Raw genomic sequence first — 23,847 nt, 5'->3', positions numbered from 1 at the left:
ACCAGCTCTCTATGGCCGTCTGCGCCTTGACCATGTCCTCGTCGATGCCCCACTTGCAGGCGGCCAGCGCAGGATCTGCTCGGTCGTGCCGGTGAAGTTCCCGTCGACACGGGTGAGTGGGGCACCGGCACCCGGCACGGTGTGCCCCTTGGTCTTGTTGGCCGTCGCGTTGACCGCCTTGTTCTCGGGAATGGCCTTGGCGCGGACCTCGGTGGCGCATTGCGCCCCTGACGGCAACGTGGCGCCGGGCGCGAGCAACCGGAACTGGTCCGTGATCTTCGATCTGGTCGGTGTGGCCCCGGCCGTCGTCGGGGATGATGAGGTGACGATGCCTGCGGACTCGGTCGCCTGCGGTGACGGCGAATCCGAGACGGCCGCCGTGGACATGGCGGACGGTGACGATGCGGTACCGGAAGGCGGGCTCTCGAACGTTCCCAAGCCGTATGCCGCGACGCCACCACCGCCGAGCACCAAGACGGTGGCTGCCGCAGCTATGACCGGCTTTGTGGCGAGGATCGTTCCGACCTTGGCGAGCCAACCACCTGAATGGCCGCCGGCAACATGGTCTCCTGCACGACATCATCGACATCGGTGTGCCCGCCCAAGGCACGGCCGACGACGTTGTAGACCAACGGCAGGCACGCCGCCACAAGCTCGTCCACGGCTGGCTGGTTTCCGGCCATCGCGGCGGCCACCATCGCAGGATCAAATCCAACCTTTTCGTACATCCGGCACGGCCCTTTCATGCTCCACGGCATCTCGCTGGTCTCTCGTATAGGAGATGCGCGTGCGCAGGCAGCATTGCAGGAATCCGCGAACCGATGTCGAGCGGGCGTCATTGTCGGTCGATTGCCGGCGCCTCCACCGTCAGGAGCTGCCTTCGGCGGCTCCGTCGGGGGTCATCGCGCCGCCTTCGGCCTTGTCGCTGAGGTACACATGCTGATGGCCGTTCCCAGCATCGATGCTGAGCTGATCCAGTTGCGTGCCGGCCACCGACCACGTGGCAACGGCCAGGATCCGTTGCCGGCCGGCAAGTTCGAGCAGGGCCGCCCGCGACTCCGGCGCAGCGGTCTGGGCCATGACGTAGGTGTCGACGGCTGCGGCGAGCAGTTCGACCGCGTTGCGCAAGGCGCCGCGCGCGACGTTGGTCGCGGTGGCACCCGAAACGGTTATGGAGTACCGCTGTACCTCCAACGACATCACCGCTTTCCACCCGTCAGGCGGGCGTCCGGCGGCCAGGCCGGTGAGCACCGGGGTGACGGCCTGTTTGGTGTTTCGGGCCATGGTGGTGAGCTCGCGGATCTGAGCGCTGTCGCGCTCGGCCTCAGCCTTGCGCAGCTGTGCCACGGACGCCTCGGTCGCGCTGGGCGCGGCTATTTCGAGCCCGGCGCCGACACCGATGGCCAGTGTCAGCGCCAGGCCTGCGAGCAGCCGGACGGCACGCCAGGGATCGATGCTTGGCCGGGCCGGCCTTGGCGCCTGCTTACGTGCCATTGTCTTCAGCTGGAGAACGCGGCGTCGAACGCCGTTGACGGTGGATCGAACAGCAGCCCGCGGACATATTGGAGCGCCTGTGGTGCTCCGGTGAGGCGGTCCATGCCGGCGTCTTCCCACTCGATGGAGATCGGGCCGTCGTAGCCGATCGCGTTGAGCGCGCGGAAGCAGTCTTCCCATGGCACGTCGCCGTGCCCGGTGGAGACGAAGTCCCAGCCGCGTCGCATGTCGGCCCACGGCAGGTGGGAGGACAGGATGCCGCGCCGGCCGTCGCCCATGCGCACCTTCGTGTCCTTGCAGTCCACGTGGTAGATGCGGTCGGCGAAGTCGAGGATGAAGTTGACCGGGTCGATGCCCTGCCACACCATGTGCGACGGGTCCCAGTTGAGACCGAACGCCGCGCGGTGCTCGATGGCCTCAAGGGTGCGCCGGGTCGTGTGGTAGTCGTAGGCGATTTCGCTCGGGTGGACCTCGTGGGCGAATTTCACCCCGACCTCGTCGAACACGTCGAGGATGGGGTGCCAGCGGCGGGCGAAGTCGTCGTACCCGGCGTCGATCATGGAGGCGGGTGCGGGTGGGAACATGGCGACCGTGTGCCAGATGGAGGATCCGGTGAAGCCCACGACAGTCTCCACACCGAGTCGGGCAGCGGCGACGGCGGTGTCTTTCATTTCCTGTGCGGCGTTCTGTCGCACCTGCTCGGGGTCCTCGGCCCACAGGCGGGCTGGGAGGATCGCCCGGTGCCGTTCGTCGATCGGATGGTCGCAGACCGCTTGCCCGGCAAGGTGATTGGAGATGGTCCACACCTGCAGGCCGTACTTGGCGAGCGTCGCCTTCTTATGGTCCACATAGGACGAATCGGCGATGGCCGCCTGCACGTCGAAGTGGTCGCCCCAGCAGGCGATTTCGAGCCCGTCATAGCCCCAATCGGACGCGAGCCGGCACACCTCCTCGAACGGCAGGTCCGCCCACTGCCCGGTGAACAGGCTGACCGGTCTAGACATGATGCTCCATCCTTCTAGGAAACGGGTGGGGGCGCCGCCTCAACCGTTCGGCGTACGGCCGAGACGGCGCCCCCACGAACGTGAGTCCAGCCTGAGCCGGACGATGCTGATTGCTGCACGGCGTCGAGCACGAGCTGGACGCTGTAGGCGTCGTCGAACGACGGCTCGGGTTGCGTGCCGGTCGCGATGGCCTCGATGAAGTCGCGTGCCTGGTGGGTGAACGAGTGTTCGTAGCCGATGATGTGGCCGGGCGGCCACCACGCGTCCATATAGGGGTGGTGCGGCTCGGTCACCAGGATGGTGGAAAAGCCCGGCTCGGCCGCGGCACTGTCGTAGTAGGACAGTTCGTTGAGCCGCTCCAGGTCGAACACGAGTGAGCCGAGCGAACCGTTGACCTCGATGCGCAGCGCGTTTTTGCGCCCGGTCGCGAACCGGGTGGCCTCATAGGTGGCGATCGCGCCACCGTCGAGCCGGGCGATGAACAGCGCGGCATCGTCCACGGTGACCTCGCCGGTGGACGCGCCGTCGCGCGAGGCGGCCAGGCCACGCGAGGCTGTGGGAAGCGGGCGCTCTTTGACGAAGGTCTCGGTCAGCGCGCTCACCCCGGTAATGCGTTGGCCCGTCACGTACTGGGTCAGGTCCACGATGTGCGAGCCGATGTCGCCCAGCGCGCCCGAGCCGGCCTTTTCCTTCTGTAGCCGCCACACCAACGGGAACTGCGGATCGACGATCCAGTCCTGCAGATATTGTGCACGCACATGACGGATCTGGCCGATCCGGCCATCGGCAATCATCCGGCGCATGAGCGCCGCCGCCGGTACCCGCCGATAATTGAAGCCGCACATGGCAAGACCCGCAGCCGAGGCCGCCGCCTGGACCATCGCGGCGGCCTCGGTAAGGGAATTGGCCAGCGGCTTCTCACACAACACATGCTTGCCCGCCGCGAGTGCCGCCAGCGCGATCTGCGCGTGGCTGTCTCCGGGGGTGCAGATGTCGATGACGTCGATGTCATCCCGCGCCACCAGCGTTTGCCAATCGGTGGTGTGGGACTGCCAGCCGAGCCGCTGCGCCGCAGCCGCGACCGCATCGCCGTCGCGACCGCAGACCGTCGTCATCTCCACCCGCACCGGCAGGTCGAACACCCGGTTCACGGCGCGCCACGCCTGCGAATGCGCGGCGCCCATGAACGCGTAACCGACCATGCCCACCCGAAGAACAGACATAATTTCAGAATCCCAGCTTCACATAGGTCGCCGCGTTGTCCTTGGTGATGGTCTCCGAGGCGAGGATGATTTCCTTGGGCACCTGCAACTCCACCAGGTCGGCCATGCCCCGGCTCTGCCCGATCAGACGGGCCAGTGAGATCGCCGAGGACGCCATCGACGGGCTGTAGGTCACGGTGGCCTTGAGCACGGTCTTGTCGGAGGCGATGTCCTCGATGGCCTTCTTGCTGCCCGCGCCGCCGACCATCAGGAACTCGCTGCGGTTGGCCGCCGCGACCGCCGCGAGGACACCGATGCCCTGGTCGTCGTCGTGGTTCCACACGGCGTCCATTTTGGGCAGTGCCTGCAGCAGATTTTGTGCCTCCCGCTGGCCGGTGTCGGCGGTGAACCGGGCCGCGCGCCGGTTGGCGACCGTGAAACCGTAGGTGGCCAGGGCCGCCTTGAAGCCTGCGCTGCGTTCCTGGGTCAGTTCGAGCTCGTCCATGCCGGCGATCTCACCGATGATGGGTGAGGCGATGTTTTTGGCCCGCATGGCCTTGCCGATATAGTGTCCCGCGGCGACGCCCATGCCGTAGTTGTCGCCTTTGATCTGGCAGCGGTAGGCCAGCGGGTCCGGGAAGGCCCGGTCCAAATTGACCACCGGTATGCCTGCCTCCATCGCCTTGAGCCCGAACGCGTTGAGTTCCTTGCCGTCGTGTGGGAGCAGGACGATGACGTCAGGCTTCTGCGAGATGAGGGCTTCCAGCGCCGCCCGCTGCGCAGCCGCGTCCTTGCCGGCCTCGACCGGTTTGAAGACGACGTCTTTGAAGGTACCGGCCTGAGCCTTCGCGTTGTTGGTGATAGCGGCGATCCAGCCGTGGTCGGCCGCGGGCGCGGAAAACCCGATCGTGACCGTCTTGCCCGGCTGGACGTTGGGGTTGTTTCCGTCCCCATCCTTCACCTGCGGTGTGTTGGTCGGAGTCTCGTTGCTGGTGCATCCAGCGACGGCCATCGCGCTTAAGACAGCCCCGCCGAGCAACATGTTGCGACGAGTTGCCATATGTCCTCCAGAAAGTGTGTATGCGGTTCAGGTGCGCTTCTTGAGCCTGAATTGCAGTTGCTGTACCAGGACCGCGACCACGATGATGCCGCCCTTGACCATGTTCTGGACCTCGGTGGGCAGGTTGGCGATCGCGAACAGGTTGGTAATGGTGGAGAAGACGACCACACCGATCATCGAACCGACGATGGTGCCCCGGCCGCCGGACAACAGCGTGCCACCGATGATGGCGGCCGCGATGGCGTCGAGTTCGTACAGCTCCGCCGCTGCCGCCTGCGACGACGTGGCAAGCGACGTGAGCATGACGGCCGCGATGCCACAGCACAGACCCGACAGCGCGTAGAGCAGCATCGTGTGCCGGCGGATGTTGATGCCCGCCAGACGGGCCGCCTCCGCATTGCCTCCGATCGCGACAGTCCGCCGGCCGAACGTGGTGCGGTTCAACAAGACCCAGCCCAGCCCGGCCACCACGATGAGGATGACGACAAGCGTGGGCACACCCAGGATGCGCGTGCGGGCCAGGCCGTTGATGAACTGATCGCCCGAGATCTGGGTCTGCTTGCCGGAGATCTGCGCGGCGAGGCCACGCGCCGCCACGAGCATCGCGAGGGTGGCGATGAACGGGACGAGTTTGCCGTACGCGACGAGAATCCCATTGACCAGACCGGCGCCGATCCCGACCGCCAGCGCGCAGAAGATCATGCCACCGGGCCCGAAGCTTTGCGTGGCAACGGTCGTCGACCACACCCCGGCCAGCGCGATGAGCGCGCCCACCGACAGGTCGATGCCGCCACCGATGATGACGAACGTCATCCCTACCGTGACCACCCCGATCGCGGCCGAATGCTGCAGGATCACCAGGGTGTTGTTGACCACCCAGTCGGCGTCGCTGTAGAGGTCGGGCCGGATCAAGGCGCCGACGACGAACAGGACGATCAGCACGCCGACCAGCGCGAGATTGCGCGTCCAGGCGACGTTGCGCATCCAGCTCACGGGAAGGTTGCGCGCAGTGGTCACGTCGTCTCATCTCCATTGGTGTGAAGCGATCCCGCCATCACGAGATCAAGCACGTCATCTTCTGTCAGCAGGCCGGCGTCGGCCGTGCGGATGATTCGCCCCTCGCGCATGACGAGCACGCGATCGGCCAACCCGAGCACCTCGGGCACTTCGCTGGACACGAGCAGGACGCCGACGCCGGTGGCCGTCAGGTCGTGGATCACCTGGTACAGCTCCGCTCTCGCGCCCACGTCGACACCGCGCGTGGGCTCGTCGAGCAGCAGCAGTTTGGTGCCGCCCAGCAGCCATCGCCCAACGACGACCTTCTGCTGGTTGCCGCCGGACAGGGTGTTCACCAGTCGCCGGACGTCGAGCGGCCGCACCTGCAACTGCTCGGCCACGCGCGTCGCGGCCTCGAGTTCTCTTCCTATGTCGGTGAACCCGCCGTGGCCCAGGCTGGAGAACGTCGTCAGGGTCATGTTGCGGTAGACCGGTTCGCCCAGCAGCAATGCCTGCGACTTGCGCTCCTCGGGCGCCATGCCGAGGCCGTTGCGCACAGCCGCGGAAACGCCCTTGATCGTCTTGCCGTTCATCACGACCGTGCCGTCGTCGGCGCGGCGTGCCCCGAAGATGGTTTCGAGTAGTTCGGAGCGGCCGGAGCCGACGAGGCCCGCGATGCCGACGATCTCTCCACTGTGGACCGTGAGCGATACGTCGTGGAACTCGCGGTCCCGGGTCAGGTTGGTGACCTCCAGCAGCTTCTCGCCCACGACCGCGACCCGTGGCGGGAAGACATACTCGATGTTGCGGCCGGTCATCCGGCTCACCAGCTCGCGGGTCGCAGTGGTGCGGGCGGGCAGGTTGACCGCACTGGTGCGGCCGTCCTTGAGCACGGTCACGCGATCGCCGATCTCGCGGATCTCCTCCAGCCGGTGGGAGATGTAGATGACCGCGATCCCATGGGCCGTAAGGTCTCTGATGATGCGGAACAGGTTGGCCACCTCGTCATGGGCCAGCACCGCGCTCGGCTCATCCATGATGATCAGCTTCGCCTGGTGCGACAGCGCGCGGGCCATGCTCACCAGTTGCTTGCCGGCGTTGGACAGGTCTCGCACCATCCGGCCCGGGTCGATTTCACCGTGCCCGAGGCGGGTCAGGATGGCGGCGGTCTCGCGCTTCATCTGTCCGTTGCGGACGAAGCCGGCGCGCTCCGGCTCGTGCCCGAGGAACACGTTTTCGGCCACGGACAAGTCGTCGACCAGGTCGAGTTCCTGGTAAATCGTGGCAATGCCCGCCCGCACGGCGGCCAGCGGGTTGCCGAACGACACCGGACCGCCCAGCCACTCGACGGTGCCTTCGTCCGGCGCGTGCACCCCGGCCAGGATTTTGATCAGGGTGGACTTGCCCGCGCCGTTCTGGCCCAGCAGGCAATGCACCTCGCCTGCCCGCACCTCAAGCTCGACCCCGCTGAGCGCCACCACACCGGGGAAGGTCTTGACCACATCGCTCAGCCGCAGGATGACGTCGCCGCGCATCGCGCCTGCCTCTCCGTCTCCGCTGATGCTCACAGCGCCTGGTTTTTCGCCGGTGTTCATAGCGCCTGCTCGAACGCGATCTCGCTGGCCAGGACGGCGGCTCCCGCCACGCCCGCTCGCGGGCCCAGCTCCGACAACACGATGGGCAGGTTGCCCGTGGCCAGCGGGAGCGATCGTCTATAGACGACACTGCGGATCTCGGCCAGCAGGATGTGGCCCAACTGCGCCAGGCCGCCGCCGATCACGATCATCGACGGGTTGGCAAACGACACCAGGCTGGCAAGCACACCGCCCAGGCGCCGGCCGCCCTCACGGATCAACTGGATGCTCGCCAGATCGCCCTCCGCCGCGGCGATCGACACGTCTCGCGCGGAGAGCGTGCCGTTGGCGGCGTATCGCTCCTCCAGAACCGCCGAGCGACCGGCTTTTGCCGCCTCGATCGCAAGGGCCTCCAGGACCGCTCCGCTGAACATGGCCTCCAGGCAGCCGATGTTGCCGCACGAGCACACCGGCCCGCGGGACTCGACCTGGATGTGCCCGATGTCGCCGGCACACCCGTCGCTGCCCCGATAAACCTGCCCGGCCAGGTGGATCCCGCAACCCACACCCGTGCCGATCTTCACGAACAGGAAGTCGTCCACCGAGTGCGCCACCCCGCCGTGGCGTTCGCCGATGGCCATGATGTTCACGTCGTTATCCACCACTGCCGGACAGCCGTGCTCCCGGCTCAACAGCTCGCGCACCGGGAACCGATCCCAGCCGGGCATGATGGGCGGCGACACGGGCACGCCGTCGCGGAAGCTGACCGGGCCGGGCACGCCGATGCCTATCGCATCGAGGCGCTCGTAGGCACCCTCCACTTTGGCCTTGTTGAGCAACTCGTTGACCCTGTGCAGGATCGACTTCGGTCCGGTACGGATGTCGGCGAACTCGCTGAACGCGGCGACCGTCTCCATGCGGGAGTCGACCACCTCAACGTCCATCGATGTAGCGCCCAGGTCCACCCCGGCGAAGCGTAAGCCCGGATTGAGCTCTACCAGGGTGGACCGGCGCCCCCCGCGTGACTCCGCCGGGCCGGCCTCGACCAACAACTCAGCCGTCGTCAGGCGATCCAGCTCGGCGAGCATTCTGGTGCGCGCGATCTCCAGCCGGTCACAGAGCTCGGCGCGCGACAACGGACCTTCGTCGCGCAGCAAGCGAAGCAGGCGCACCGGCAACGCAGCTGTTAGATCTCGCGCCAGGCTCATATGCGAAGCCTCCGTGGACGTGTGTTGCAGAGAGGTTATGAGCTTTCGCTCACCCTGTCCATAGCATTCGATGAAAAGTACTAAAGTCAAAAACGATCAACGTGGGTGTGATGATCGCCGGCGGGTCGGTGGTAGCTAATTGGTGGGCAGGTGAAACCGGATCTGATGGGGCGCTCCACCGCGTTGATCGCCGCGTCACATGACCTTCTGGTCGAGGTGGATCGACGGCGGCAGGAGCGCCCGAGGTTTTTACGCTCGCATGGCTAAAGTTTTCGTACAAAATAAAAAAGTTTCTTCTTGACGGCGGGCACTGCGCGCGGCAACATACCTAGCGACTGATCGCTCGGCAGGCGAGACGTCCACTCCAGTGCAGCAGGCGCTTTGGCGCCATCCAACGCGTCGTGGTGGTCATGTCAACGCTCTACCCATCACCGACCGTCGGACGCCGCCTATGGTGGCTCGCAGCACCCGCTTGATCATCGGCCGACATTGGGCATTTGGAGATCAGCGCGGGACCATCCCATAAAGACGTGGCGAAGCCCCGATCCGACGCGCGCCGACGGACGGGCGGGGCTTCCCACTCACCAGCGGCCTGGACGCGGGCGGGGGTGGCACGACCAACGGCACGCAACTGGCACTGTATTCCTGCCACGGCGGAGCCAGTCGGCAGTGGAGTCTGCGCTGGCGGATCCACCGACCCACCGGCTGCCGGCGCGGTAACGAGCCGGCAGCCGTCATCGTCTACATCCGCCCCCGGCAGGGGATCAGTTGCGCAGGCTCCACTGCTGGTTGGAGCCACCGTGGCAGGACCAGAGTTGGATCAGGGTCCCGTTAGCGGTGCCGGAACCACTGGCGTCCAGGCAGAGTCCTGATTGGACCGAGCTGATGGTGCCGTTGGCATTGACGTTCCACTGCTGGTTGGTCCCACTGTGACAATCCCAGATGATCGCCCGAGTGCCGTTGCCGGTGCCGCTCCCTTCGGCGTCCAGACACTTGTTGCCATACACCATCAACTGCTTGCCCGCGGTGTAGGTCCAGCGCTGGTTGGTGCCGCTGTGGCAATCCCACAATTGCACCCGGGTGCCGTTCGTCGTGCTGGCGTTGGGGATGTCGACGCACCGGCCGGAGCTGGTACCAACAATCATCACATTCTGCTGACCGCCGCCGCCTTGCCGCCGAACCAGCGATTTCGACTCGGCCGACCGATTCCCCTGAGCGTCAATGACGTAGAGCCGGTAGTCACCGGATGACGCCGGCACATCGATGGCAGTCGCGGTGCCGCTTGCCCTGGTCATCGTCAGGCCGACGACGAAGTTGGTCGTGCCCAGGGGCGCGAGCCAGACCGTCTTGGCCGAATCACCGGTGCTCCGGATCGGGATCGACGACCCGGTGGCACCGACGAATGTGCTGGCGGGCAGGACGTAGTCCGGCAGGGAGAGGTTCGCCTGCGCAACGATGTCCCGGTATGAATCCTCAAGCCCGGAGTTCACGGCGATGCCGTAAGCCGCCGCCGGCCACACATAGTCGGAGTAGACGAGGATGTCCTGGATGGTGCTGTTCGGCAGGTTCTTGTTGGAGACCTTGTTAATGGGGCCGTAGGTCTGCGTGATGCTCAGATCGTGCTTGCGTCCGAAGTCGTCGGAGTTGATGAGCCACGTGACGTTCTTGTCGACGCTCAGCACGTTGTCGCGGAAGCTCATGTATGCCGAGCCTTCATCCGGGTGAAGACCATAGGTGTGGCCGGCCCGGACACCTTGAAGGTAATTGTTGCTGATCGTGGTCCCCGGCTGGCTGCCCAGCGTATAGATGGGGCCCGAATCGTTGAGCCGCTGCATCGTGTCGATGATGTGGTTGTAGCTGATGTTGTTGTTTCTCGCCGTCGTGGTCGGCCGGTTGGGCGCGATGGAGCCCGATGACCCGTCGAAGTTCCACCATCCCCAACCGAGTGTGATGCCCGCCCACTGGGTCTTCTCGATCCGGTTGTGCTGGATGGTCAGGGTGTCGGCGAAGTATGCCGAGATGGGGCTGTGCGCGTTGAACAACACGGCGGTGTCGTAGAGGTAGTTGTTCTTTATCTCGATGTTCTTGGGAAGTCCCTCGACGTGGGCGGGGTACTTCTCGCGATTCGTCGAGGTGTGGTCCCCGATGTAGACGTGCTGCGGATGGCCCACCGTTATGGCGGATCCGGCGATGTCGTTGGTGTAGTTTCCGATCAATTGGACATTCTGCACGTCGTTGATCATATTGATGCCGTCGGCGCCGGTGTGCTGGATTCGGTTGCGCTGCAAAATGATCTGGTCAGCATTCTCGATCTGGATGATGCCCGGCGTGACATCGACATTGCGGTAATAGTAGACGTGGAAGTTGCCCTTCGCATACGCAAGTGCGCCGAGATTGCCCTGCTGGGCCTGCTTGAACACGGAGCCGGCCACATTGAACAGGTTCCAGTCCGAGTGCTGAGCCGTGAGACCGGAGAACGTAATGTTTCGCACCCGGCTGCTCGTGGACGCGCCGGCGACCCGGAGAACAGTAGGCACGTTGTTGGGCGCGTAAACCGTCGCTGTCGTCATGTCCTCGGAGGCTGCCTTGTAGTAGTACAGCACTCGGCTCGCCTTGTCGAAGTGGAACTCGCCCGGCGAGTCGAGGAACTCGTACGCGTTCATGAACTTGTGGCTGCCGCCGATTTGGAAGTTGCCGTTGAACGCGCCTTGCGCGATGGCCGCGCCCGGTTGCTGGAACAGCGCCACCCGGTTTGCGCCGTCGGAACTCGTGGTGATCTGGCGAACTCCCACGATTGCGGTGGTCCAGGTGGTCGCGGTCTCAATTTCGATGTCGTCTTGATTCCGTGCGATCGCGGGCAGATCCGCCAGGCTGTATTTGGCTCCGTCGCACTGCGAGCCGGACTCCCACGCCCAGCCGGCCTGTCCCGCCGTGACGTTGTAGGTGCCGTAGCAGCCCGCTGAGTTTATCGTCTTGGAGGCCATGTACGCCCGCTTGTCGTTGACATAGAGCGCTCGCAGCTTGTTGCTGCGATTGAGCGGGGCCTTCCAGATGTTACCGCTGTGCTGTGTCCAGCCGGTCACCTGAACTCCGCCGTTCAGCACCGGCTTCTCATTCTGGTACGCGGAATATATGACGCGGTATCCGTTCGTGCCGGAGTCGCTCGGTGCGAACTCGATGGCACTGCTGACCGGATAGTTCCCGCCGCGGAGGTAAACATAGATGTCCCCGGTCATGTTCGCGTTTATCGTGCGAACGACGTCGCGCGCGCGTTGGACCGTTCTGAACGGCGCCGCAAGCGTCCCGGGATTGGCGTCGTCGCCTTCAGGAGAAACATAGAAGCTCGCCTGGGTCGCCGCCGAGGCGGGCACGTCACGGGCAAGGGTTGTCAGGAGCACGGCGGACACGAGTACCGCGAGCGCCAGCAACGACCTGCCGACGGTGAATACGGAGAGGTTCACATTCAATACCTTTCGCTTGGCGTGCGAACAGACGTGTTCGCGGGCAATCGGTTCGCCGCGGAACCACGCGTCGGTGAGTGTGATCGCGTCGGGGTGCCCGGTGTCTGTTCTGATCATGCTGAGGCCGTTGAGGAGGGAGGCCATGGTGCTCCTGCAGCACATGCCACGCTGTCGGATGCCGTGCTCTTCCCTACCGCGCACGGTGTCCGTCCCTACGGTTCAGCGCATTTGACCTGTCGTGCTCCTGCGAGCCGCCGGCGCCTTCTCTCCACGCTTCGAACCCATGACGACGATTCGCATCGTCATGGGATGTCTTTATACGCCGCGAGCATGTTTCCGTCTAGATGCCCCCGTTAAATACGGCTTCTTTCCCCGCTTCTTTCGCCGACTGAAGATCTGGTTCGCTGCTGGATGTTCGAGACATGGGATTGCTGACGGAATCACTTCTCGGCGTGCGCCGAGCCGCGACGCGTCCGGGTCAGCGTGCCGCCGTGCTTGGAGCAGGTCTGGACGGCAGTCCTAATTGGACTGCGGTTTTGAAGCTTGGTGCTGCCGGCGGTGCCGCCTTTCGGGCAGGCTCGCCGGACCTGCCTGGGAGGCTGGAAGCTATCGGGCTGAGTGCGAAAACTTTCGGAAAGTTTATTCGGTTCGTGGCCGGTATATGAGTCGTGATCATCGTTGACGCCTTGTATAGCAACGAGTAACGTCGGCGACTGATATCGATACGAGCCCGAAACTTGTCGGATCAGACTTCGCGACAGAGAGCGAGCTCGACGGTATGTGGGCAGGCACCTGAGCCGCACGCCGGGAGAGACGTCGCCTCCGCCACGCGGTGTCCGGCCGGTATCTGGTTCACCCGTGATTTCACCGCGGTCGCCCCGACCGCCACAGCTCATGATCACCGTATGGAGGGCCGCGTGAAGCGCGTAATCACCACCGCAGCCATCTTGGCCACAGCCGTGCTCCTGGTGGTCGGCTGTACGCCAGGATCAGGCGGCGAATCCGCCGCCGATTCGAAGACCTTCGAGTTCTGGTCGTTCACCGGCATCAACCAGAAGGCCGCCGTCGATAACTACACCAAGGCGCACCCTGACATTCAGGTCAAGCTCACCGAGGTTGGCAGCACGACCGAGACGGCACAGGCGCTCACCACCGCCCTCGCCGGCGGCAAGGTGCCCGACCTCGTGCTGATCCAGGGTGACGACCTGCCGAAGTTCATGCAGTCCCCGGACAACTTCGTCGACCTCAGCACGCTGGGCGCCGACAAGATGAAGGGGGACTATCTCGACTGGGTGATAAAGCAGTCGACGACCAAGGACGGCAAGGTCATCGGGATACCGACGGATGTCGGCGGCCTGGCGATCGCGTACCGTACGGACCTGTTCAAGGCTGCCGGTCTGCCCACGGATCGGGACGAGGTGTCCAAGCTGTGGCCGACCTGGGACGGCTTTTTGGAGGCGGGCAAGAAGTACGTCCAGGCGACCGGCAAGCCGTTCCTGGACAATGCGTCGACGAGTGTCTTCTTCCAGGCGGTCAACCAGGGCACCGAGCGTTACTACGATGCGGATCGCAAGCTGACGTACGAGAAGAACCCACAGGTCAAGGCCGCTTTCGACCTGTCGCTGAAGATCCATTCGGCAGGCATCACATCCAAGATCACATCTTGGTCGACCGGATGGACCGCGGGCATGAGCAAGGGTGACTTCGCGGTCGTGTCGGCGCCGTCGTGGATGCTCAACGCGATCCGCACCAACGCTCCCGACACGTCCGGCAAGTGGGATGTCGCCACCATCCCCGGTGGCGCGGGAAACTGGGGCGGTAGCTACCTCGCCATCCCCAAGCGCGCGAAGAACCCGAAGGCGGCCTGGAACTACATCGCCGAGATGCAGTCTCCGGCCGGCCAGCTGGCGCAGTTCCTGAGGCAGGGGTCATTGCCCACGACGCCGTCGGTCTATTCCGACCCGCAGCTCATCGGCAAGACCGACCCGTTCTTCTCCAACGCACCGATCGGCAAGATCTACACCCAGTCCGTGTTGGGCATCAAGCCGTTCTACATCGGACCGGAGGACGCCACCGTCGGCTCGGAAATGCTCAACACCCTCGTCAGTGTCGAGCAGGGCCAGGTCGCCCCGGGCGACGCGTGGAACACCGCGATGACCAACGTCAAGAACGCCCTCCGCGGTTGAACGGACGACTGATGGGCGGCGGCTGGGCGGGCCCGGCCGCCGCACTTCGGGAAGGTGACCCGCTGTGACCATCATGCTCAGCCCGGCCCCGGCCGCCAAGACGACTGCCCGGCCCACCCGGTACCGCCACATCCAACAGGGCATGCGCGAGCGACTGCTGCCCTATGCCTATGTGGCGCCGTTCTTCCTGCTGTTCTTCATCTTCGGCCTCTTCCCGCTGCTGTTCACGTTCTACATCGCCCTGTTCGACTGGGACCCGATCGGCGAGCGTCACTACGTGGGGCTGGAAAACTTCACCGAGCTCGCCCGGGATCCGCGGTTCTGGGGCGCGATGCGCAACACGTTCAGCATCTGGGTGCTCTCGACGGTTCCGCAACTGATGCTCGCGCTCGTCGTGGCGCATGTGCTCAACCACGTGCGGCTGCGGGCGGCCACATTGTTCCGGATGTCGGTGCTCGTTCCCTACATCACGTCGGTGGCGGCGACGACCATTGTGTTCGCCCAACTCTTCGACCGCGACTACGGCATACTCAACTGGATCCTCGGGTTGCTGGGCTTCCAGCATTTCGACTTCACGGCGTCGGTGTGGGGCAGCCACTTCATGATCGCCGTGATGGTCGCCTGGCGGTGGACCGGATACAACGTCCTGCTTTATCTCGCCTCGCTCCAGGCGGTTCCCCGCGAGCTCTACGAGGCGGCCGCAGCGGACGGCGCGAGCGGCTGGAAGCAGTTCCGCCACATCTCCATCCCCTCACTGCGGCCGATCATCGTGTTCACCGTGGTGACGTCGACGATCGGCGGGCTGCAGATCTTCACCGAGCCGCTGCTGGCCAACCCGGTGGGCGGGCTCACGTGCGGGGCGGCCCGGCAGTGCCAGACCCTTACCCTCTTCCTCTACGAGCAGGGGTTCGGCCGGTTCCACTTCGGCTACGGAGCGGCCGTCGGCGTCGCGCTCTTCGTCATGGTCGTGATCGTCGCCGCGATCAACTACCTGCTGGTCACCCGCATCCGCTCGGAGCGTCCATGAACCCCCAATCCACCACCGCCACGCCCGCACCGCACCGCCGGCGGCGCACCCTCAACCGGGTTTCCTTTGTGGTGTACGCGCTGCTCAGCGTCATGGTGTTCGTCAGCGTGTTTCCGCTCTACTGGATGTTCGTGGTTGCCACGACGGATTCAGCCACCGCCACGAGCCTTCCACCCCACATCGTGCCCGGCGAGAACTTCCTGTACCTGGCGCGGCTGGTCTTCGACACCGTGCCGTTCGTGCAGGCGCTCATCAACAGCCTCGTCGTCGCCACCACGATCGGCGTGGGCCAGGCGGTGCTGTGCGCGCTGGCCGGGTTCGCCTTCGCCAAGCTGTCCTTCCCGGGCCGCAACACGCTGTTCCTCATCGTCGTGCTGACCATGACGGTGCCTGCCCAGCTGGCCGTCATCCCGCAATACCTCATCATGTCGAACCTCGGCTGGGTGGACACCCTTCAGGCGGTGATCGTCCCCGGGCTGGTGAGTGCCTTCGGCATCTTCTGGATGCGCCAGCACATCGGCAGCGCCATCGACGACGAGCTGATGCACGCCGCCCGCGTTGACGGCGCGACGACCGGACAGATCTTCTGGCGCATCGCCTTCCCGCTGGTCCGCCCGGCGGCCTTCGTCCTTGGGCTGTTCGGGTTCGTCAGCGCGTGGAACGACTTCCTGTGGCCTTTCATCGTGCTGAAGTCCCCGGAGCGGTACACCGTCCAAATTGCCATCAAGGCGTTGCAGAATAACCGGGACATCGACTTGGGCCTGGCCATGTCCGGCTCGTTTCTGGCCACACTGCCGCTGCTGGTGTTGTTCGTCTTCGTCGGGCGGCGCCTGGTGCAGGGCATCATGGAAGGTGCGTTCAAGGGTTGACAAGCTTCAGTTCCGGGCCGGTGAGCCGCGTTGTGCTGCCGCCGGTCGTCTGCTCGGGCACCGCCATGCCGGCCGGCGTCCAGCTCAGCACCGATCATCCAGACGTCGATGTCACCGCCGGCGTGATTACCAGCCGTGTGGCGACCGCGGTCGTCGCACGCGTCGCGGTGCTGGCCGCGCCGGAGGTGGCGGACGCGTTCGACGTCACGGTACTGCCCGCGGGCGCGCCGGTGCTGTTGGCCGGCACGCGGCAGCCGGACTCCGATTCGGCGGTGTACGCATCGTCCATCGCATTCAGTCTGCACCTGGCGCTGGCAACGCCGGACGGCGCGATCACCCGGCTCAACGACGACCGTGGGGTCCTGTTCCCCCGTGCGGTTCCCACCGAGCACGTCGACATCCATCGCGTGCGCACCCTCACCGATCCGTGGGCGTTCGCGATCCCCGGTGGGTACGCGATCGTCGCCTCGCCTGGCCTGCCTGACGGTTCGCCGGACCCGTCGGCCGGCTCCAATGTGCTGCTTTTCCAGTCGCCGGACCTCATTGGATACGAGGAGATCGGGCTTGTGCGGGTGGCAGACGGGGGCGGCGTGCGGGGTCCGCGTGCGGTGTACGACCAGGCGCGCAAGGAAATCGTGCTGTGGTGGACGGATGACGAGGGCCGGGCGTGGTCCACGCACGCCGCCGCGTTGCGTGGGCCGTGGGCGCCTGCCGTCGAGGCGGCACCCGTGGTGCCGGCACCGTCCATACCGGACGGTGGACCCGGTCGCGTCGTGACCTGTGCCCTGCCGCTCGGAGACGAGGATGCCGTGCGGCTGCGGCGCCGGTTCGGGCGCATCTGCAACGTCGCCGTCGAGGTTCCACCGATTGAGGCCGCGGCGGGGGAGAGCGCCGGCGAACTGCCGTGGGCGCGGCTTGTCTACGACGACGGCTCCACCGCGCAACGCCCCGTCGACTGGGACCCGGACAGCCTCGCCGGAGTCGGCTGGGACCGGCCGGGCGAATACGTGGTGACCGGCACGGTACGGCAACGGGTCTATCCGTTCCCGTTCGTCGTCGACCGGGCCGATCCCACCGTGCTGTCCTATCAGGGCCGGTACTACTTCATCGCCACGGATGACCCCGATGGCAACTGCGTGGCCACGAGCAGACTGATGATCCGCGTCGCGGACAGCATCGCCGGGCTCGCCACCGCGCCGGACCACGCCATCGTCGAGGTCGGCACCGCGGATATCGCCGGTTGCTTCTGGGCTCCCGAGCTGCACGTGATCGGCGGGCGCCTGCACTGCTTCTTCGCCCCCTGCATCGGCGCCACGGACTGGAAACGCGTGCGCTGTCACGTGATGCGGCTAAGGGACGGCGGTGACCCGGTGGTCGCCGCGGATTGGGAGCAGCCCCGCCCGGTACTCCAAGCGGATGGTTCGCCCCTGCAGCGTGACCCTGAGCACCCAGGGCTCAGCCTCGACATGACCTATCTCGAGGACGGCGGGCGAAGCTACGTCATGTGGTCCCAGCGATACATCACCGACCGCATCGGCGACGCCGAGCTCTGGATCGCGACCATCGACCCCGCCGACCCGTGGCGGCTTACCAGCGATCCGGTACGCATCGTCACCGCCGAATATGGTTGGGACCACGAGGTCGCCGAGGGGCCGTTCGCGCTGCGGCACGGCGATCGTCTCGTGGTCACCTACTCCGGATCCGCGGTAGGGCCGACATACGCGGTCGGTGCGATCGAGGCGCGCAGCGGTGCCGACCTGCTCGACCCGGGTGCCTGGACCAAGGCGGGTGCGCCGGTGCTCGGCACCGGCAGCAACTTCAGCCATTGGGGGCCCGGTCACAACACGTTCAGCCACGATGAGGACGGCCTCGAACTCGTTGCCTTCCACGCCCATCCCACGATCACCACGCGTGGGCGGTGCACGGCGCTGCGACGGGTCCACTGGGCCGCCGACGGGCACCTGGTGCTCGATCAGCGCCCCGACGAGGAGGTGGCGCCACACCTGCGCCGCGTCCGCGCGATCGTCCGCGTCACTCCGGCGGGCACGGCGTAGCCGAGCCCAGCCAGGCCGCCGGCGGACGTTCTGGTGCAGAACAACAGGGGTGCCACCCGACGTTGCGGTGGCACCCCTGCCGTTGTCTGTCTAGACAGGACTACCCGTCAGGACAGCGGGGGATAGGCGTTTTGCATCAGCTGAGCGAACTGCGCCGCGAACCAATGCCCGGAAAGCGGGGCATCGGGCAGGGCGCCGCTCATGTTGTTGCCGTTGAGCGGGTTGCCGGTGTAGGTCGGGTCGCACATGCGGTCAAAACCCTTACCTTCATTGTTGGGGATTTCGCGGCTTGAGCCGTCGGACTCGCCCGGCGGTTTGACCCATACGTAGGCGTCGATTCCGGTGGCCGGGTTGGCCCGCGGCCGTTCGCCCATACCCGCGCCGGACTGGTTGCACCAGTTGCCGGAGTGGATGCGCCGGTCGATGCGCGACTGGTTGACGAATGTGTTGACCACGTTGGAGGTGGACGGCGCCGTCGGGCGGGCTGAGCCGCCCCACCCGTTACGGGAGGTGTCGATCAGCATGCCGATGTCGCGGTTGAAGTTTTCCTGTACGAGGCGGCCCCGGAACGCCTGCGCGAAGGACTGTTCGTCGACGTACCAGTTCCAGTCGACCCATGTCGATTGGCGCACCGATTGGCCGTTCACGGTGGTGTTGACGGTGAAGTGCGGCTCGACCAGCGCGCCGTAGTTGGACGTGTTGACGATGAAGCCGTGAACCTTGTCGACGGTGCTTCCCTCGGCGACCGCCGCCTCCTTGAGCTTGACCGCGGTGGGGCCGAAGTTGGAGTCCCAGCCGATCCAGGCGTGGTGTGCCGCGTCAATGTAGTTGTACACATTGGGTATCGCGCCGAGCTTGTTGAGCGCGTAGCCAACGCCGCGAACATAGGCGCCATTGGAGTTGACGGCGGCGCACTTGGCGATGTTGAGGTTCGTCACCAGGTTCGGGATCGAGTCGATCTCGATGATGGTGACGATGCGCAGCGGAGCGTATTTGGGCTGCGCCATGATGGCCGCGATGGGGTCGATGTATTCGGCCTTGTAGCGCGGCAGTTCGTCGATGCCGAGTTCGCCGTTGGAGGCCAGCGCGGAGCAGTCGCGGCCGGGCAGGTTGTAGATGACGAACTGCACGACCAGCGGTCCGGTTCCGGCGTTGTATTGGGCCAGCGCGGCGTCCAGGTGGGCGGCCAGGCCCATGCTGGTGGCCGTGCCGTTGATGGCCGCGATGCGGTCCAGCCACACCGCGGTGGAGATGTTGGACACCCGGTTGCCCCCGGCGACCGACTCGGCGTTGGCTTTCCACTGCGGGTTCACGTATCCACGGGCGCCCGCGTATGGGTTGTCTGCCTTGCCGCCCTGGCTGCCGTCGTTGTCGATTTCGGTGACGGCGAGCGACGCGCTGGTGTAGCCGGATGCAGAGGCGGTGATCGTTGCGGTGCCGCCTGTCTGGTCGGCATCCTCGGCGGCAGTGATCGACACCGGCACACCCGCGACGGCGTTGGCCGGGGTCAGGGTGACCGATGCCGGAGCGCCGATGTCACCGTCGCCGGTGCGCGCCAAGGCCACCGTCACATTGGCGGCGGGTGCCGAGCTCAGTTTCACGGTCACCGTCGCGTTGCTGCCTTCAGTGACCGTGGTCGCGGCCGGCGTGATGATGATCGATCGAGGCCCGGTGCTCGGGCTGACACTGGCACTCGGGCTGGGGCTGGTGCTGGGGCTGGGCGTGACACCACCGGTGCTGCAGACCACGCCGTTGAGGGTGAACGTGGTGGGTTTGGGGTTGCTGCCGGTCCACCGGCCGTTGAAGCCGACGGTGGTCGAGGCGCCGGTACCCAAGGCGCCGTTCCAGGACAGGCTGTTGGCGGTGACGTTGGCACCCGAGGCCGCCCAGGTGGCAGACCATCCCGGCGGGATCAGCGTCTGCCCGGCTGGGAACGCGAATCCTAATGTCCAGCGGGTCAGCGGGTCGCCGGTGTTCTTGACCACGATGTTGGCGGTGAAGCCACCGGAGCCGGGGCCCTCGGTCCAGTCGTTGGTGGCGTACGTGATGTCGCAGCTGGGTGCGGCATGTGCGAGCGTCGCCGGAAGGGTGACGAGTCCGGCGATAACGAGGGCGCTGGCACTGGTCAGTGCCATCACCCGGTGTCGTCCGGTTCGCCTGATCGCAAAATTCATGAGTTCTCCTGAATACAGCTGTCTGCCCGGCTCTTGGCATGGCCAAGAGCTGCGACGTGACCATGACCGGTCACGGCGCAGTGTCGCTGGTGCGATCGGCGTCTGCGCAGGTGGGCGCAATGGCCCGCGCCGAATGGTGACATGCGCCAATAGGCGCCAGGTGCTACCGCCGTCTCGACAAGACCATCGAGTTGCCCTCGGCGAGAAGCTCGTGTGGGAGCGTGCCCACGTGCCCCTGCAGGCAACATCGTGGCATAGCAGATCGTCACGCACAACAGCCATGTAGTAACGCGGCGGCTTGATGGTCTGGACGGGTCGGCCGGGGTGTGGTCACCGCTTCCGTGGTGGAGCGGTGCTTTCTCGTACGACGAGGGTGGTCGGGAGTTCCAGGCGGTCGTATGCGGGTTGCCTGCCGGCGGCGAGATCGAGGAGCATGGTCGCGGCGGCCGCGCCCATCTCGGCCAAGGGCTGGCGGACGGTGGTCATGGGCGGGGCGGACCACTGGACGAAGGCCAGGTCGTCGAACCCGACCACGCTGAGATCGCGCGGGATGTGCAGACCCCTGTGGCGTGCCGCCTCGTAGACGCCTACGGCTTGCAGATCGTTGGCGGTGAAGACGGCGGTGGGCGGGTCGGTCAGGCTGAGCAGTTCCATCGCCGCGTCGCGGCCGCCCTCGACCTTGAGCGGCCCCATCCGCAGCAGGTCCGCGTCGGCGGCGAGCCCGGCGGCGTCCATGGCCGCACGGTAGCCGTCGAGGCGGGCTCGGCAGCACAGGTACTCGGCCGGACCGTTGATCATCGCGATCCGGCGGTGACCCAGCCCGAGGAGGTGGCGGGTGGCGGCCAGCCCGCCGTTCCAGTTCGTTGCGCCCACGGACGGTACGGCATGGTCTGGTTCGCCGCTGGGGTCAAGCGCGACAACCGGGATGGCGGCGGCTGTCAGACGGGTCTGCTGCCGGCGGGTGAGCTGTCCGGACACCGTGATCACGCCGGTCGGGTGGCGGGAGGCCACCTGTTCCGACCAGCCTCGGCCAGGGGTCGGCGAGCGTTGCATGTCGGTGATCGCGACGGCCAGTTCATGCTCGCGGGCAACCTTTTGCACGCCGCGGACGATTTCCAGTGCCCACAGGCTGTCCAGCGCCCACAGGTCGTCCAGCGCCTGGAAGACGATCTCAATGTTGCCGGCGGCGGGTTTGTGCTCGGCCCGCTGATATTGGTGTTCGCGGATCAGCTCCTCGATCCGGCGGCGGGTATCAGGTGCCACGCCGGCGTGCCCGTTGATGACCTTGGAGACGGTGGGCGCCGAAACGCCGGCCAGGTCCGCGATTCGGGCCACCGTCATGGGCCCACGCGGGCGCCGCTGGCGAGCCGAGGGGCTGGTAGTGGTCACCGGTGCAGTTTAAGTGGAGGTGCGCCGACGACCCAGTCCCGTGACAGTGCGCCTGTGGACCAGCCAGGTTGATCTTGACACTGTGGCGCGTCGGCTTTATAGTTCGCAACATCGGGCGAAACATTCGTCGGGTTCAGTGCTTTGGGCAGCAGAAACACGCTGAACCTTCGAAGATGCTGGCGAGGGAGCGGCTAGCGGCCCGTCTCGCCCCATGCGCTGCGGCGGCGCGCAGCCATGCCTACCACCCGGAAGCGATCCACGTAACGAGCTGTCTGCGTAGCGACCGACGTCGTGAGCGGCACAGCCCGATCAACCCTGGTCGCTTCTCCGCGAACGACCGATCGTCGTGTCAAAGCCATGGAGGACACATGAAAGGCCGCATCACGTTCGGGCGCCTCCGAACTGCGACCATCTTCGCCGCCGCCGGTGCGCTGCTGTGCGCGGCGCTGGCCATTCCCGTCTCGGGTGCTGCCGCCGCGGACGCGTCAACGAAATACCTCGGCATTTTCCGCGAGGCCAGCCCCACCGAGATTCCCTCCGGGACTGTCAGCCGGTACGGGGTCACCCCGGCAAGCGTCATGTGGTTCGACAGTTGGGCCAGCGGCAACGCCTTCAACGTGGCCGCGGCCAGGTCCCTGTGGAACCAGGGCATCATGGCGCACTACACCTGGGAACCGTGGAACACGGCGCTGGGCGTGAGCGACCCCAACCAGATCCACCTTCAAGACATCATCAACGGCACGTGGGACAGCTACATCCGGGCCCGTGGCGCGGAGTTCGCCGCGGTCGGCGCTCCGATCATGGTGCGATGGGGACACGAGTTCAACGGCAACTGGTACCCCTGGGGCATCGCCAACAACAGCAACAACCCCGCGCTTTACGTCAGCGCCTACCGGCGCGTGCACGACCTGGTCGTCGCCGCCGGTGCCACCAACGTGCAATGGGTGTGGTGCTTCAACAACGGCTCCAGCCCCGACGCCCCCTATAACGACCCCGCGCAGTCCTACCCCGGTGACGCCTATGTCGACTGGGTGGGAATCGATGGGTACAACTGGGGTCTGGCTCCGTCGTGGGACCCGGCCGGCAACCACTGGGTCAGCTTCGACAACATGATCAGCAACGCGTACAACAAGGCACGCAGTATCGCGCCGAGGCGTCCGGTCATGCTCGGCGAATACGCCTCCACCGAGGACGGCGGCAACAAGGCCCAATGGATCAACGAGATGGCCGGCGTCCTGCAGTCGGGCCGTTACCCCGATCTGAAAAACGTCGTCTATTTCGATCAGGACAAGGAGGAGCGCTGGTCCGGTACCTCCTCGCCTGCCGTCCAAACCGCCTTCAGGTCATGGGTCAACCAGGCCTACATGCGGGGAACCGGAAGAGAACTGGCCCAGGTGGCTCCGCAATACGCCGGTCGTGACACGCAGCCGCCGTCGGCGCCGGGCAACCTGTCCGCGTCCGGGACCACGTCGTCGAGCACCAACCTGACCTGGAGCCCGTCGAGCGACAACGTCGGTGTGTCCGGCTACGACATCCTGCGCGCACCCGGCGCAAGCGGCGGCACGTTCACCCAGGTGGCCACCGTCACCGGCACATCACACACCAACACCGGCCTGGCCGCGAACACCACCTATCGATACCAGGTCCGCGCGCGCGACGCCGCCGGCAACACCTCACCGGTGTCCAACACGGTCACCATCACCACGACCGGCGGCGGGGGCGGGGGCGGCTGCTCGGCGACGCTGACCGTGCAGAACCAGTGGGGCAACGGCTACGTCATCCAACCGGCCCGCGTCACCAACACCGGCACCTCCACCATCCCCGGCTGGACCGTCACGTTCACCCTTCCCGCCGGGCACACCGTCACCGGGTGGTGGAACGCGAACGTCACCACCAACGGGCAAACGGTCACCGCCCGCGGAGTCAGCCACAACAGCACTCTGGCTCCCGGAGCCGTTGCCGAATGGGGCTTGCAAGCCAGCCGCCCCAACGGCAACACCGCCCTGCCCGGACCGGCCACCTGCACGAGCCCATGACAGCACCAGAGCGGGGACCACACCACACGCGTGGTCCCCGCCGCCCCCGTCCCGGTGCGGATAGGCATAGGTTGATTGGCGGCGGGATCCCGCGTAACGTGTGGGCGAAATCG

At 65.9% G+C, this 23,847-nt stretch carries 16 protein-coding genes and 1 pseudogene; 5 read left to right on the top strand and 12 right to left on the bottom strand.

From position 1 onward, the window contains the following. Positions 1 to 9: 9 nt before the first annotated feature. The 10 genes and pseudogenes from DM816_RS43590 to DM816_RS00230 all read right to left on the bottom strand — a co-directional run bounded on the left by DM816_RS43590 (position 10) and on the right by DM816_RS00230 (position 12,116). Positions 10 to 387 carry a hypothetical protein gene (locus tag DM816_RS43590; RefSeq protein ID WP_211588484.1) on the bottom strand — a complete coding sequence of 126 codons (378 nt, stop codon included), beginning with the start codon at positions 385 to 387 and terminating at the stop codon, positions 10 to 12. A gap of 170 nt (positions 388 to 557) precedes the next feature. Beyond that, positions 558 to 698: pseudogene (locus tag DM816_RS00270) on the bottom strand (RNA polymerase sigma factor); the annotation flags it as partial. A 169-nt stretch (positions 699 to 867) separates the two neighbouring features. Then, entirely contained in the window at positions 868 to 1,494 is a 627-nt protein-coding gene (locus DM816_RS00265; RefSeq protein ID WP_117207972.1) for a hypothetical protein, read from the bottom strand. 5 nt (positions 1,495 to 1,499) lie between these two features. Next, positions 1,500 to 2,498, bottom strand: coding sequence for a sugar phosphate isomerase/epimerase family protein (locus DM816_RS00260; protein WP_117207971.1), 999 nt, complete (start codon positions 2,496 to 2,498; stop codon positions 1,500 to 1,502). 14 nt (positions 2,499 to 2,512) lie between these two features. Next, positions 2,513 to 3,721, bottom strand: a complete 1,209-nt coding sequence (locus tag DM816_RS00255) for a Gfo/Idh/MocA family protein (protein ID WP_117207970.1) — start codon at positions 3,719 to 3,721, stop codon at positions 2,513 to 2,515. 4 nt (positions 3,722 to 3,725) lie between these two features. Next, positions 3,726 to 4,712, bottom strand: coding sequence for a substrate-binding domain-containing protein (locus tag DM816_RS00250; protein WP_246001362.1), 987 nt, complete (start codon positions 4,710 to 4,712; stop codon positions 3,726 to 3,728). Positions 4,713 to 4,787: 75 nt separating this feature from the next. Beyond that, a complete protein-coding gene (locus DM816_RS00245; RefSeq protein ID WP_117208004.1) occupies positions 4,788 to 5,744 on the bottom strand; it encodes an ABC transporter permease in 957 nt (318 codons plus the stop codon). Between the two features lie 29 nt (positions 5,745 to 5,773). Then, entirely contained in the window at positions 5,774 to 7,291 is a 1,518-nt protein-coding gene (locus tag DM816_RS00240; protein ID WP_170318762.1) for a sugar ABC transporter ATP-binding protein, read from the bottom strand. Positions 7,292 to 7,347: 56 nt separating this feature from the next. After that, a complete protein-coding gene (locus DM816_RS00235; RefSeq protein ID WP_117207967.1) occupies positions 7,348 to 8,538 on the bottom strand; it encodes an ROK family protein in 1,191 nt (396 codons plus the stop codon). 764 nt (positions 8,539 to 9,302) lie between these two features. Next, entirely contained in the window at positions 9,303 to 12,116 is a 2,814-nt protein-coding gene (locus tag DM816_RS00230) for an RICIN domain-containing protein (protein WP_117208003.1), read from the bottom strand. Between the two features lie 800 nt (positions 12,117 to 12,916). Here DM816_RS00230 and DM816_RS00225 point away from each other — a divergent pair. The 4 genes from DM816_RS00225 to DM816_RS00210 all read left to right on the top strand — a co-directional run bounded on the left by DM816_RS00225 (position 12,917) and on the right by DM816_RS00210 (position 18,135). Next, positions 12,917 to 14,185: an ABC transporter substrate-binding protein gene (locus DM816_RS00225; RefSeq protein ID WP_211588482.1), complete on the top strand. Its 1,269-nt coding sequence runs from the start codon at positions 12,917 to 12,919 to the stop codon at positions 14,183 to 14,185. A gap of 73 nt (positions 14,186 to 14,258) precedes the next feature. Continuing rightward, entirely contained in the window at positions 14,259 to 15,212 is a 954-nt protein-coding gene (locus tag DM816_RS00220) for a carbohydrate ABC transporter permease (protein WP_117208002.1), read from the top strand. Further along, a complete protein-coding gene (locus tag DM816_RS00215) occupies positions 15,209 to 16,081 on the top strand; it encodes a carbohydrate ABC transporter permease (protein WP_117207965.1) in 873 nt (290 codons plus the stop codon). Before DM816_RS00220 ends, DM816_RS00215 begins: the two co-directional genes overlap by 4 nt. Further along, on the top strand, positions 16,078 to 18,135 hold the full coding sequence (locus DM816_RS00210) for a family 43 glycosylhydrolase (protein WP_117207964.1): 2,058 nt from the start codon (positions 16,078 to 16,080) through the stop codon (positions 18,133 to 18,135). Before DM816_RS00215 ends, DM816_RS00210 begins: the two co-directional genes overlap by 4 nt. A 107-nt stretch (positions 18,136 to 18,242) precedes the next feature. Here DM816_RS00210 and DM816_RS00205 read toward each other — a convergent pair whose 3' ends face one another. Beyond that, a complete protein-coding gene (locus tag DM816_RS00205) occupies positions 18,243 to 20,309 on the bottom strand; it encodes a glycoside hydrolase family 6 protein (protein ID WP_246001361.1) in 2,067 nt (688 codons plus the stop codon). A 330-nt stretch (positions 20,310 to 20,639) separates the two neighbouring features. Next, on the bottom strand, positions 20,640 to 21,698 hold the full coding sequence (locus tag DM816_RS00200; RefSeq protein ID WP_246001360.1) for a LacI family DNA-binding transcriptional regulator: 1,059 nt from the start codon (positions 21,696 to 21,698) through the stop codon (positions 20,640 to 20,642). A 368-nt stretch (positions 21,699 to 22,066) separates the two neighbouring features. On the opposite strand from DM816_RS00200, the gene DM816_RS00195 reads away from it, so the two are divergent. Continuing rightward, a complete protein-coding gene (locus tag DM816_RS00195) occupies positions 22,067 to 23,734 on the top strand; it encodes a cellulose binding domain-containing protein (RefSeq protein WP_162906953.1) in 1,668 nt (555 codons plus the stop codon). Positions 23,735 to 23,847 lie beyond the last annotated feature (113 nt).

It is taken from the genome of Allorhizocola rhizosphaerae, from assembly GCF_003426775.1.
Lineage (GTDB): Bacteria > Actinomycetota > Actinomycetes > Mycobacteriales > Micromonosporaceae > Allorhizocola > Allorhizocola rhizosphaerae.
The sequence above is the reverse complement of the archived record's forward strand: the minus strand, read 5'-3'. Positions and strand labels throughout refer to the sequence as shown.

Bases quoted from the DNA above. Each gene is read 5' to 3' on its own strand.
- DM816_RS43590 (WP_211588484.1), bottom strand. From the start codon at position 387: ATGTCCACGGCGGCCGTCTCGGATTCGCCGTCACCGCAGGCGACCGAG.
- DM816_RS00265 (WP_117207972.1), bottom strand. From the start codon at position 1,494: ATGGCACGTAAGCAGGCGCCAAGGCCGGCCCGGCCAAGCATCGATCCC.
- DM816_RS00260 (WP_117207971.1), bottom strand. From the start codon at position 2,498: ATGTCTAGACCGGTCAGCCTGTTCACCGGGCAGTGGGCGGACCTGCCG.
- DM816_RS00255 (WP_117207970.1), bottom strand. From the start codon at position 3,721: ATGTCTGTTCTTCGGGTGGGCATGGTCGGTTACGCGTTCATGGGCGCC.
- DM816_RS00250 (WP_246001362.1), bottom strand. From the start codon at position 4,712: ATGGCCGTCGCTGGATGCACCAGCAACGAGACTCCGACCAACACACCG.
- DM816_RS00245 (WP_117208004.1), bottom strand. From the start codon at position 5,744: ATGCGCAACGTCGCCTGGACGCGCAATCTCGCGCTGGTCGGCGTGCTG.
- DM816_RS00240 (WP_170318762.1), bottom strand. From the start codon at position 7,291: ATGCGCGGCGACGTCATCCTGCGGCTGAGCGATGTGGTCAAGACCTTC.
- DM816_RS00235 (WP_117207967.1), bottom strand. From the start codon at position 8,538: ATGAGCCTGGCGCGAGATCTAACAGCTGCGTTGCCGGTGCGCCTGCTT.
- DM816_RS00230 (WP_117208003.1), bottom strand. From the start codon at position 12,116: ATGATCAGAACAGACACCGGGCACCCCGACGCGATCACACTCACCGAC.
- DM816_RS00220 (WP_117208002.1), top strand. From the start codon at position 14,259: ATGCTCAGCCCGGCCCCGGCCGCCAAGACGACTGCCCGGCCCACCCGG.
- DM816_RS00215 (WP_117207965.1), top strand. From the start codon at position 15,209: ATGAACCCCCAATCCACCACCGCCACGCCCGCACCGCACCGCCGGCGG.
- DM816_RS00205 (WP_246001361.1), bottom strand. From the start codon at position 20,309: ATGAATTTTGCGATCAGGCGAACCGGACGACACCGGGTGATGGCACTG.
- DM816_RS00195 (WP_162906953.1), top strand. From the start codon at position 22,067: ATGAAAGGCCGCATCACGTTCGGGCGCCTCCGAACTGCGACCATCTTC.